This window comes from Ruegeria sp. BG6, from assembly GCF_056538465.1.
In genome coordinates this window covers 134,451-145,735 of record NZ_JBQFTB010000013.1, presented here as the reverse complement: position 1 = coordinate 145,735, position 11,285 = coordinate 134,451, and the positions used below count along the sequence as shown (strand labels likewise).

General features: G+C 57.2%; 10 protein-coding genes. 7 read left to right on the top strand and 3 right to left on the bottom strand.

Annotation, left to right across the window (positions count from 1 at the left end):
• Positions 1-887: 887 nt before the first annotated feature.
• The 7 genes from ACR0JW_RS19570 to ACR0JW_RS19540 all read left to right on the top strand — a co-directional run bounded on the left by ACR0JW_RS19570 (position 888) and on the right by ACR0JW_RS19540 (position 7,621).
• A complete protein-coding gene (locus ACR0JW_RS19570; protein ID WP_170612573.1) occupies positions 888-2,234 on the top strand; it encodes a substrate-binding protein in 1,347 nt (448 codons plus the stop codon).
• A gap of 103 nt (positions 2,235-2,337) precedes the next feature.
• Positions 2,338-3,369 (top strand): branched-chain amino acid ABC transporter permease, encoded by a 1,032-nt coding sequence (locus ACR0JW_RS19565; RefSeq protein ID WP_170680283.1) that lies wholly within the window; start codon positions 2,338-2,340, stop codon positions 3,367-3,369.
• 3 nt (positions 3,370-3,372) lie between these two features.
• Positions 3,373-4,578 (top strand): branched-chain amino acid ABC transporter permease, encoded by a 1,206-nt coding sequence (locus ACR0JW_RS19560; protein WP_170680281.1) that lies wholly within the window; start codon positions 3,373-3,375, stop codon positions 4,576-4,578.
• A gap of 10 nt (positions 4,579-4,588) precedes the next feature.
• Complete coding sequence (locus ACR0JW_RS19555; protein ID WP_170612580.1) at positions 4,589-5,344, top strand: ABC transporter ATP-binding protein; 756 nt, start codon at positions 4,589-4,591, stop codon at positions 5,342-5,344.
• Between the two features lie 9 nt (positions 5,345-5,353).
• Positions 5,354-6,109, top strand: coding sequence for an ABC transporter ATP-binding protein (locus tag ACR0JW_RS19550; protein ID WP_170680279.1), 756 nt, complete (start codon positions 5,354-5,356; stop codon positions 6,107-6,109).
• Positions 6,110-6,523: 414 nt separating this feature from the next.
• A complete protein-coding gene (locus tag ACR0JW_RS19545; RefSeq protein WP_170680277.1) occupies positions 6,524-6,823 on the top strand; it encodes a hypothetical protein in 300 nt (99 codons plus the stop codon).
• Between the two features lie 174 nt (positions 6,824-6,997).
• Positions 6,998-7,621, top strand: a complete 624-nt coding sequence (locus ACR0JW_RS19540; RefSeq protein ID WP_170824998.1) for a hypothetical protein — start codon at positions 6,998-7,000, stop codon at positions 7,619-7,621.
• Between the two features lie 102 nt (positions 7,622-7,723).
• On the opposite strand, the gene ACR0JW_RS19535 is transcribed toward ACR0JW_RS19540, so the two are convergent.
• Genes ACR0JW_RS19535 through dmdD form a run of 3 tightly spaced genes read right to left on the bottom strand, consistent with a single transcriptional unit; the run spans position 7,724 to position 11,268 of the window.
• Positions 7,724-8,827 carry a dimethylsulfoniopropionate demethylase gene (locus tag ACR0JW_RS19535; RefSeq protein ID WP_170680273.1) on the bottom strand — a complete coding sequence of 368 codons (1,104 nt, stop codon included), beginning with the start codon at positions 8,825-8,827 and terminating at the stop codon, positions 7,724-7,726.
• A gap of 1 nt (position 8,828) precedes the next feature.
• Complete coding sequence (locus ACR0JW_RS19530; protein ID WP_480714337.1) at positions 8,829-10,442, bottom strand: AMP-binding protein; 1,614 nt, start codon at positions 10,440-10,442, stop codon at positions 8,829-8,831.
• A 16-nt stretch (positions 10,443-10,458) separates the two neighbouring features.
• Entirely contained in the window at positions 10,459-11,268 is an 810-nt protein-coding gene (gene dmdD, locus ACR0JW_RS19525) for a methylthioacryloyl-CoA hydratase (protein WP_170612592.1), read from the bottom strand.
• Positions 11,269-11,285 lie beyond the last annotated feature (17 nt).

The following is an 11,285-nucleotide window of genomic DNA, read 5'->3' as shown; positions in this document are numbered from 1 at the left end:
ATTAACCACCGGCCCCGGAAACCATCGTTCTGATGGACCAAAGGCCGGCCTTGCACTAACAATCAAATTAGACCACACAAGTGGGGCTGATCACAACCACCTAGCAACCACCGGGCGTAGTACATTGTGACAAACAGTATGAGGAAGGCGCGGGTGAATCTCAATTAAAACATTTTATTTCAAATGGTTATGCGCCGGTGTGGCGCAGCGTAGAATACTACAGAAAAGCCATTTGAACTAACTTTTAATCCGAGGGTCGCAGGTTCGAATCCTGCACGGCTCACCACTTTTTCAAAATCATGCCAGCACGCAGATGGCTGAGGTGAAGTTGAAACCCGGTCGCTCCGTGTCGTGAACGTCAGCTTCCGAAAGTTCACGCCTTTGGTCTTGATCAAGCGCTGTTTCCCAAACACCGAACTCGTAGTGCCCAGCTTTCCTTTCGATTTGAACGGCATCCGAACCAGATAATCTGCCTCGAATTTGAATGCTGTGTGATACCGATCTTCTTCGATTGACCCTAAGTTTTTGTCATCATCCGGCGGGGGTGTGCCAGCACCTCTCTCAGAATTCAGCCATGATGACGTCAGTTCATTCGGTATACTCCCTCAGTAATGGCGCACTGAATTTATAAGAGTCTGCATCTAACAGCTGTCTCTGCGGGAATTCACATCTAAACATCTGAAGTTCATAGTTAGTGCAATAGGGAATTTCCAAAACTTTTCAAGATCGCCAATTATTCGTAAATTAGTTTACAAAATTTTGTTTCAAATCCAGTTATTTATTGTGAAATTTTCCACCCGCTTTCCATTATTGAAATGCACATAAGTGCGCTTTCGTCTGCTGGAAGAGGAGCCAGACGGCGAAAGAAAGGGAAATGGGAGGAATTAATGACCAACAAATCTGTCACACGCCGCGGCGTGCTGAAGTCTGGTGCCGTTGCAGGTACCGGTCTGGCCCTGCCTACGATCTTCACGGCTTCGTCGGCTGCTGCTTTTACCAACGAACCGACGGGGTCATCCGTCACTTTGGGCTTCAATGTCCCACAAACCGGGCCTTATGCCGAGGAAGGCAATGACGAACTGCTGGCGCAACAGCTGGCGGTCGAGCATCTGAACGGTGAGGGTGATGGCGGCTGCCTGAACACCTTTACGTCCAAGGCGCTGAAAGGGAACGGTATCCTGGGCAAGAAGGTCGAGTTCGTCACCGGCGACACGCAGACCAAGTCAGACGCCGCACGCGCATCGGCAAAGTCGATGATCGAAAAAGACGGCGCGATCATGATTAACGGTGGTTCGTCCTCGGGCGTGGCCGTTGCCGTTCAGGGTCTGTGCCAGGAGGCAGGCGTGATTTTCATGGCGGGTCTGACCCACGCCAACGACACGACAGGCAAGGACAAGAAAGCCAACGGTTTCCGCCATTTCTTCAACGCATACATGTCGGGCGCAGCACTTGCCCCCGTGCTGGCAGCGGAAATGGGCAAGGAACGCCGCGCCTACCACCTGACGGCCGACTACAACTGGGGCTGGACCCAGGAAGAGTCGATCGTCGCATCGACCGAAGCCTTGGGATGGGAAACGGTCAACACGGTCAAGACACCACTCGCGTCAACGGACTTCTCGTCCTACATCACGCCAGTTCTGAACTCGGGCGCAGACGTTCTGGTCCTGAACCACTACGGCGGCAACATGGTGAACTCGCTCACCAATGCGATCCAGTTCGGCTTGCTGGACAAGGTGGCCAACGGCAAGGACTTCAAGATCGTCGTGCCGCTGTATTCGGAGCTGATGGCCGCCGGTGCGGGCGAGAACATCAAAGGCGTGCTGGGTTCGATGAACTGGAACTGGCAGCTGCAGGATGAAGGCACCAAGGCCTTCGTGAAGTCCTTTGGCGAAAAGTACGGCAAACCGCCGTCCAACTCGGCACAGACTTGCTATGCGCAGGTTCTGCTCTATGCGGATGCCTGCGAGCGTGCGGGTACCTTCAATCCGTGCGGTGTTGTTGAAGCTCTGGAAGACTTCGAGTTCGACGGTCTGGGCAACGGCCCAACCTGGTATCGCGGCGCCGACCATCAGTGCTTCAAGGACGTGCTGGTCGTTCGCGGCAACGAGAACCCGACCAACGCTTACGACACGCTGGAAATCGTCGAGATCACGCCGCGTGCTCAGGTCGAGTACGATCCGGAGCATCCGATGTTCGCCGGTGGCGCACTCGGAGAATGCAACCCGGGCGCGTAAGCCCCTGTGTTTGAGTCTGGCCGCCCCATCGGCGGCCAGACATTCGCGGCAGGGCTGATCCTGTCGCACCACACTCCACACTGACCAAGCCTGAGGTGGGCCAATGGACGCCATCCTACTGCAAATCCTGAACGGTCTGGACAAAGGCTCGGCCTATGCACTGATTGCCTTGGGACTGACCCTTATTTTCGGAACGCTGGGCGTTGTGAACTTTGCCCACGGGGCACTGTTCATGATCGGTGCGTTCTGTGCCGTAACCTTGCAAAAGCTCATGAACCTGAGCTTCGTGACCATCGACGAAACCCAAACCGACTTTCTGGGCAACCCGCTGAAGGTCGAAACACCCTATGTCGAGGCCTGGTTCGGTCCCGAGTTCGGCGCGACGATCATCGACTGGTCTGTTCCGCTGGCCATCCTGTTCGCGATCCCGATCATGCTGTTCGTCGGCTATGTGATGGAGCGCGGGCTGATCAAGCATTTCTACAAGCGCCCCCACGCGGACCAGATCCTTGTCACCTTTGGTTTGGCGATCGTGTTGCAGGAAATCGTGAAGTATTTCTTCGGCGCCAACCCGATCCAGACGCCGCCGCCCGACGCACTCAGCGGCTCTGTCGACCTTGGCACAATGATCGGCTTCGATCCCAACGCGATCATTTATCCGATCTGGCGCCTGGTTTACTTCGGATTTGCCGTCGCCATCATCGGTGCCGTCTTCTCGTTCCTGCAGTTCACGACCTTTGGCATGGTTGTCCGCGCCGGAATGGCCGACCGCGAGACGGTGGGCTTGCTGGGTATCAATATCGACCGCCGCTTTACCATCATGTTCGGCATCGCGGCCGCTGTGGCTGGCCTGGCCGGTGTAATGTACGGGCCGCTCAACCCGCCAAATTATCACATGGGGATGGACTTTCTGGTCCTCAGCTTTGTTGTGGTTGTTGTCGGCGGCATGGGTTCGCTGCCCGGAGCGGTGCTGGCTGGCTTTCTGCTGGGCATTCTTGAAAGCTTTGCCTCAACGACCTGGGCCACCACAACAATCCCCGGAATCAACCAAATCATCATCTACCTTGTTGCCATTATCGTGCTGCTGACACGCCCGCGCGGGTTGATGGGACGCAAAGGCGTGATGGAGGAATAATCGATGTTGGGACTGAACAAGAAAGACACCAGCCTTCTGATCATCGTCGGCCTTCTTACCCTGCTGGCCCCCTTCATCCTGAACCCGTTCCCGGAAGGCAGCGCCATGGCGCAGTTCAACGCGGGCTATCCGGACCTGATGCAGCGCTTTGTTATCTTTGGCATCTTTGCCATCGGGTTCAACATCCTGTTCGGTCTGACCGGATACCTGTCCTTCGGTCACGCGGCCTTTTTGGGCGTGGGGTCGTATTCGGCCGTGTGGATGTTCAAGCTGCTGAGTTACAACATCATCCCGGCTATCGCGCTCAGCGTTGTGGTGGCAGGGCTATTCTCGCTGCTGATCGGGTTTGTCAGCTTGCGCCGGTCCGGCATCTATTTCTCGATCCTGACGCTGGCCTTTGCACAGATGAGTTTTGCGCTGGCCTATTCGGTGCTGTCGAACCCCAAATTCAACCTGACAAACGGGGAAACCGGTCTGCAGGTCTATGCCGACGATCCCCAAATTCTGCAGGGGGCCAATTCGCCGGATCTGCCACACCTGTTCGGCCTGCCGATGCGCGCGACCTACACGATGGATGTCGGAGCGTGGAGCTTTGACTTCAACGCGGGTTATTACCTTTGCGCGATAGTCATGATGGTTGTGTTCTATCTTTCGATCCGCATTTTCCGCTCACCTTTTGGAATGATGCTGCGCGCGGTGAAATCGAACCAGCAGCGGATGAACTATACCGGCCTGAACTCCAAACCCTACACCCTGGCGGCCTTTGTCATTTCGGGTATGTATGCCGGCCTGGCCGGCGGTCTGATGGCGGCAATGGACCCGCTGGCAGGGGCCGAGCGGATGCAATGGACCGCCTCGGGCGAGGTTGTTCTGATGACCATTCTTGGCGGCACCGGCACCTTGATTGGTCCGGTTCTGGGCGCTGGATTCATCAAGTATTTCGAGAACATCTTCTCGAAGATCAACGACAACGTCCTGCATAGCTGGTTCGCCTTCCTTCCCGACGGGCTGGAGGACGCGGTGGTGTTCCTGATCCACCCGTTCATCGGCAAAGGCTGGCACCTGACGCTGGGCATCCTGTTCATGCTGGTGGTGATCTACCTGCCGGGTGGCCTTGTCGAAGGCGGTCAACGATTGCTGAACCGCTTGAAGCGCAAGAAATCGGGTACCGACGATGCGCCGTCGGGCAAAACGGAACCGGCGGAGTAAGGGGCGGACCATGGCAATTCTAAGAGTCAAAGATGTCAGCAAACGCTTCGGTGGCCTCAAGGCGCTGACGGATGTGAACCTCAATGTCGAGGAGAACACGGTTCACGCAATCATCGGACCCAACGGGGCGGGCAAGTCGACCCTGCTGAACTGTCTGGTGGGCAAGCTAATGCCGGATACCGGTTCGGTGCTGTTCGACAATAACTCGGTGCTGGGGCTTGAACCCTTCCAGATCAACCAGATGGGCATCAGCCGCGTGTTTCAGACGCCGGAGATTTTCGGCGAACTGACGGTGATGGAAAACATGCTGATCCCGATCTTTGCAATGCGGGACGGCGCGTTCCGGATGCACGCCTATGAGACCATTGCCAACGAAAAGGCCATAGTCGAGCAAGCCGAGGCGATGCTGGAAGAGATGAACATGGCCGACAAGCGCGAGATGCACGCTGCCGCACTGTCGCGCGGCGACAAACGGCGGTTGGAGATCGGCATGTGCCTTAGCCAGAATCCCCGACTGTTGCTCCTGGACGAACCGACGGCGGGCATGGCGCGGGCCGATACCAACAACACGATTGATCTGCTGAAGCAAATCAAGGACGAGCGCGACATCACCATCGCCATCATCGAACACGATATGCACGTGGTTTTCAGCCTGGCCGAGCGCATCACAGTGCTGGCGCAGGGCACGCCCCTTGTTGAAGACACTCCGGAAAATATCCGCGGAAACCCTAAGGTCCGCGAAGCCTATCTCGGCGAAGCTGCGTAAGGAAAAGCTATGAACGAGAAACCTGACTTTTCAAAAAACGCCAATTTGGCCAGCACTGCGCCTGCATTTCTCTCGGTGTGGGACATGCACTCCTACTACGGAGAAAGCTATATCGTGCAGGGCGTCAGCTTCAACGTGCACGAAGGCGAGATTCTTGCCCTGCTCGGGCGCAACGGTGCAGGAAAAACTTCGACACTCCGTTCCATTGCCAGAGTGGGCGAGCCGGAAGTGCGGCATGGCGAAATCTGGCTGGACCATCAACCGCTCCACAAAATGACAAGTTACGAAGCCGCGGCGGCTGGCCTTGGTCTGGTGCCTGAAGACAGAAGAATCATCCCAGGCCTGACTGTCGAGGAAAACCTGCAGCTTGCGCAGATTGCGCCGCCAATCGGCTGGTCACTGGACCGGCTTTACGAGTTGTTCCCACGACTGGGCGAGCGCCGGAAACAAGAGGGAATTACCTTGTCGGGCGGTGAACAGCAAATGCTGTCCATCGCCAGAGCTTTGGCCAGAGACATCAAGGTCCTGCTTCTGGACGAACCTTATGAAGGCTTGGCCCCTGTCATCGTCGACGAAATCGAAAAAACACTGATCCACGTCAAACAGCAGGGTATGACAACGATCATAGTCGAGCAAAACGCAGTTCGCGCTTTGGAATTGGCGGACCGTGCTATTATCCTGGATACGGGGACTATTGTTTTCGACGGCACCGCGAAAGAGGTGCTTGAAGACACTAATCTTCGTGAAGAGTATCTGGCGATCTAAGCTTGCTTCGAGTTCGAAGGCTGGTGCTGTTTTCGGTCTACGAGCGGGATTTCTCGAAAGCACTCGATCACGGGTCAGGACTGTTCTGGTTCCCTCGGCAGAGCGATACAAACGCGACAACAGCGATGGCTGAAAGACAGGCTTTCGGGGGCGCTTCACTGTCGGTTCGTACGCAGACCTGATCAGTTCAGGCAAAACTGAAACCTGGTTCTCGTGACGAAAACCGGGTCGTCTTTGAGCTGTTTCTGATCCCGATTTTGGTACGCCGATCGTCTATCATGCGGGCGCAGCTGCATGTTTTGTGCATTCGCCTTGCCCCACCTAGATCAACGCATTGACAGTTTTGAATAAGTTTTTTTCACTTGTTGAGCCCGCATCCTGGGCTTTTTGCAGAGCTACGGAAGGAAATTTTCAATGACAAGATTCAGCGTATTCACTTTGCTGGGCGCAACGACTTTGGCGCTTTCTGCGTGTGACGAGACCAGTGGCACAAGCGGGTCCACCGAAGTCACTCCCGCGCAACAAGCCTGTTTGCGCGACGTGGCCGCCGCAACCAACAACACGCAAGTCGTAGTACTTTCATCCGAGTTCAGCGAGGCCGGGACACTGGTAAAAGTTGGGGTCGGTCCGAATCAGGCGCCATGGAATTGTATCGCTTACACTGATGGTGCAACGGCGGGTATTGAATCGCTCAGCGACGAAGGCGCGCTGTGATCTTTTGCGTGATTGTCGCAACTTCGAGGCTCGGTCTAGCCGCATGAGACCGTGCTCTTGGCTTTCCAGCCCCGGAAAGACGAAGCGAGCGCTTTTTGCGGCCTCGCAGGTGCGACACGCTTTGGCGCTTGAACGCGCCAGGACAACCTGTCTGCCAAACAGAAGGGAATTGTGATGTTTAAGAAGTTCTTTTGGGCGCTTGCGCTTTTCCCCATGCCCGCGTTTTCCGACATCTCTGATGAGGCGAACGCTTGCATCGATGAGTTGATATCCCGCTTTGGCAATGTGGGCGGTGAGGTCCTTGGCCAGGAATTCAGCGAAGCCGCCATCATGGTCCGGCTTCGCGATGGCACCGGTGCCGAGTATGAGTGCATCGTTTGGTCCGGACCCGAAGTCGCCGATTTACGTCGCGTGGGTGAAGACACTGACACTGCTGATGATGGAGGCGGCGCATTGGATGGTGCCTCTGACGCTGCGCCGACAGTTTCAGGGGATCAGGTCGTCAAGTTTGATGCTGGCACAAGTGGCACGACTCTAAGCGCCACACTCCAGGCAGGCACGTCGGTGCGTTACATCCTGGGGGCAAACGACGGGCAATTTCTGAACGTGGACGTCGGATCACATGGTGGCGCTCTGGACTACAGGATCTTCAATCCCGACGGCACTTTGCTGTTGGATTTGATTTCTTCAGAAACGCCGTATCAGGGTCAGCTATGGCAGTCGGGCGAACATATCATTGAAGTTGTGAACGCGGGCGCACAACCGGTGGCCTTTGACATCGGGATCGGCATCAACTGACGCCGGAACGACTTGGGCAATTTGGCGCACCATCAAAGTGCGCTCCCTCCCAGGAATAATGATGAATCCGCCTGTTCTTGCCTGCGTCGGGGCGAGATGTGGCTATCCCCAGAACGCCTTCTGCACCTCGGCCCGCCGATCCCCGGTTGGAGTTTGAACCTCAAGCACCGTCCCGGCGTCCCAGTGGCTGGCATCGACCATGCCAATTGCGACATTTGTTTCGAAATCAGGCGACCAGGCGGCGGACGTGACCTGCCCAACCCGCTTTCCGTCTTTGTACAGCGGCCAGGCCGACCGGGCCGGCGGCACCGGATCACCGGGGATGGAAATCGCGCGAATTTGCCGTGCCGGACCTGCGGCGGCCTCGCGCGATAGCGCGTCCCTGCCGATATGGTCGCTACCCTCGGCCGGATTGCAGAATTTGCCCAATCCGCATTCCAATGGCGAGTTCTCTATTGTCATGTCGTTGCCATAGCTCAACAGGCCGCCTTCGATCCGTTCGATCAGGTTTGGACAACCGGGGCGCACATTCAGATCTTCGCCTGCCTCGAACAAGGCGTTCCACAGAGGCATCCCATAGGCACCATTCTCAACATAGATCTCGTAGCCGCCTTGTTTGGAATACCCGGACCGCGCCACCACAAAGGACGTGTCCTGAAAGGCCAGCCGCTTGTAGCGGAAAAAGCGGATGTCACGTACCTCGTCTCCAAAGACCCGCGCCATCAGGTCATCCGACTTTGGCCCCTGGACGGCCAGGGGTGAGACGTCGGGCTCGAACACCTGCACATCCATGCCCGCACCGACAGCCAGCCCCTTGACCCACAAAAGCAGGTCACTGTCCGCAATGGAAATCCACCAGCGATCCTCGCTGTGCTTGATCGCCACCGGGTCGTTCAACATGCCGCCGTTCTCATCAACGATCGGCACGTAGTAGCACTGGTCTTCCTGCATCTTCTCCAGGTTGCGGGGGGTCAGCCGACGCATCAGCCGGCCAGCATCCGGACCGTTCAACTCGATCTGCCGTTCACAGGACACATCCCAGACCTGCACATGAGATTTCAGGTGCCGGTAGTCGGCCTCGACGCTCTCAAAAACCGTGGGCAACAGCATCCGGTTGTAGACGGTGTAGGCGGTGACGCCCTTGTCTTCGACCCCTTCCGAAAAGGGCGTCTGGCGCAGGCGGCGGGATTGGGACAGCAGACGCATATCAAAGGTCCATTGATTTGATGCGATCCCGAAGCTGGAACTTCTGGATCTTTCCGGTGGAGGTTTTGGGAAGGGTTTCGAATACAACAGCCTTGGGGGCCTTGAACCCGGCAAGGTGATCTCGGCAGAACGCAATGATCTCGTCAGATGTTGCCCTGGCACCTTCACGCAGTTCGACAAACGCGCAGGGGACTTCGCCCCATTTCTTGTGCGGCATTGCAACCACGGCCGCGGCCTGCACGGCGTCATGACGATAAAGCACCGCTTCGACCTCGACGGAGGAGATGTTTTCTCCGCCCGAGATGATCACGTCCTTCAGGCGGTCGCGGATCTGGATATAACCGTTTTCGTGTACGACCGCACCGTCACCAGACCAGAACCAACCGTCTTCGAAGGCTTTGGCGGTGGCCTCGGCGTCCTTGTAATACCCCGCCATGACCGTGTTGCCCCGGATAGAAATCTCGCCCTGCGTGGACCCATCGCGCGAGACCGGCGTGCCGCTGGTGCGGTCGATAACCGAGACGTCTTCGACCATCGGAAAGGCAATGCCCTGTTGCGCCTGTAACTCGGCCTGTTCTGCCGGGCTGAGATCGTCCCACTCATCCTGCCAGAGACACTGTGAAATATGTCCGTAGGTTTCGGTCAGGCCATAGACCTGCATGACGTCAAATCCCATGGATCGCGTCTTTTCCAGCACCGACGGCGGCGGCGGTGCTCCGGCCGTCAATACGCGGATCGCGGGATCAAAGGGGGCCGCACCGCTTTCGGCTTCGGCCAGCATCTGCAACACAATGGGCGCCGCACCAAAATGGGTCACGCCATGGGTGCGGATCGCATCCAGAATACGGTCTGCTGCCGGAACGCGTGTGAATACAACCGTCGCCCCAAGCATGGCCATTAACCAGGGGTGCCCCCAACCGTTGCAGTGGAACATCGGCACCACCGACAGATAAACCGGATAGGGCGGCATTTGCCACGCTGTCCCGGTGCCAAGCGCCATCAGATAAGCTCCGCGGTGGTGATAGACGACGCCCTTGGGGCGCCCGGACGTGCCTGAGGTGTAGTTCAGCGCAATCGCATCCCACTCATCTTCGGGCAGGTCTGTCGGCACAGGGGCGGATTTGGTCAGCGCCTCATAGGTCTGGCAACCAATGCTCTCGCCTGCTGCAGCGGGATCGACGATCTCGACAACTGGCAAGGTCCGACCAAGCAGATCAAACGCTTTGGACAGAAGCGGCACAAGCTCCCGGTCCACGATCACCAGTTTCGTGTCCGCGTGATCCAGGATGTAGGCGATGGTTTCCGGCTCCAAGCGTGTATTCAGAGTGTTGAGCACTCCGCCTGTCAGCGGTACGGCAAAGTGCAACTCGAACAGCTCTGGGATGTTCGGGCTGAGCACCGAAACCGTATCACCTTTCTGCACACCAAGTGCCGCCAACCCACCGGCCACCGCGCGAATGCGGGTAGTGGTCTCAGCCCAGCTTCGCCGGACGTCGCCATAGATTACCGCCGTGCGGGCTCCATGCAGGTTTTCGGCGCGGTGCAGAAAGGACAACGGCGACAGGGGCACATGGTTGGCCCGTGTCTTCTGAAGAGCTTCGAAATGGTGACGCATCCCGGTACCGCCTTTATCAGCTGTTAGGCCGCACGCGGGCGGCGGTCTTGTTTGCGAAGGCTTCCAGCCGTTCGCGGGCGGCGGGCTGGGTATTGACCACTCCGCCCACCACAGCTTCTGCATACGCCGCGTCCATGCCGGACATGTTGTTCAAGTGGCTGATTGCCGAGCAGATTGCAAAATTGGTCAAAGGCAGGTTCTGCGCAATTTGTCCCGCCAGCTCCATCGCCTTGGCCATGCTGCCGCCTTCTTCGGTTATGTATTGCGCCAACCCCAGATCGACGGCCTCTTGCCCCTGATAGACACGGCCGGTCAGGATCATGTCGATCATGCGGTATTTGCCGATCATATCCGAAACCCTGATGGTTGCCCCGCCCCCAGTAAAAATCCCACGCTGGCCTTCAGGCAAGGCAAAATAGGTGCCGGGGTCGATCACACGGATATGCGCCGCGCTGGCCAGTTCCAGTCCTCCGCCCACTACCGCGCCCTTCAGCGCGGCGATGATCGGCACACCACCATATTCCATCTTGTTGAACGCTTCATGCCAGCGCAGACAGACATGCATGAAGTCATCCGGGCTGCGGTCGGCCTTCCAATGCTCGACCAGATCAAGGCCCGCGCAGAAGTGGTTTCCTTCGCCGGCCAGAACCACAGCTCTGACACCGGCCATACGCGCGCCGCTGAAAAAGCGGATCAGTTCCTCGATCGTGGCCACATCCAGTGCGTTGCGCTTAGAGGGACGGTTCAGGGTCACGACGTACAGACCGTTCTCACGCTCGGAAATCGCAAGGTTCTCATATGTGTCGGGGTTCACGACGTCATTCATGGGTCAGATCCTATCCA

Excerpts from the sequence above, each read along its gene's own strand:
- ACR0JW_RS19560 (WP_170680281.1), top strand. The coding sequence starts at position 3,373 with ATGTTGGGACTGAACAAGAAAGACACCAGCCTTCTGATCATCGTCGGC.
- ACR0JW_RS19545 (WP_170680277.1), top strand. The coding sequence starts at position 6,524 with ATGACAAGATTCAGCGTATTCACTTTGCTGGGCGCAACGACTTTGGCG.
- ACR0JW_RS19570 (WP_170612573.1), top strand. The coding sequence starts at position 888 with ATGACCAACAAATCTGTCACACGCCGCGGCGTGCTGAAGTCTGGTGCC.
- ACR0JW_RS19530 (WP_480714337.1), bottom strand. The coding sequence starts at position 10,442 with ATGCGTCACCATTTCGAAGCTCTTCAGAAGACACGGGCCAACCATGTG.
- ACR0JW_RS19535 (WP_170680273.1), bottom strand. The coding sequence starts at position 8,827 with ATGCGTCTGCTGTCCCAATCCCGCCGCCTGCGCCAGACGCCCTTTTCG.
- dmdD (WP_170612592.1), bottom strand. The coding sequence starts at position 11,268 with ATGAATGACGTCGTGAACCCCGACACATATGAGAACCTTGCGATTTCC.
- ACR0JW_RS19540 (WP_170824998.1), top strand. The coding sequence starts at position 6,998 with ATGTTTAAGAAGTTCTTTTGGGCGCTTGCGCTTTTCCCCATGCCCGCG.
- ACR0JW_RS19565 (WP_170680283.1), top strand. The coding sequence starts at position 2,338 with ATGGACGCCATCCTACTGCAAATCCTGAACGGTCTGGACAAAGGCTCG.
- ACR0JW_RS19550 (WP_170680279.1), top strand. The coding sequence starts at position 5,354 with ATGAACGAGAAACCTGACTTTTCAAAAAACGCCAATTTGGCCAGCACT.
- ACR0JW_RS19555 (WP_170612580.1), top strand. The coding sequence starts at position 4,589 with ATGGCAATTCTAAGAGTCAAAGATGTCAGCAAACGCTTCGGTGGCCTC.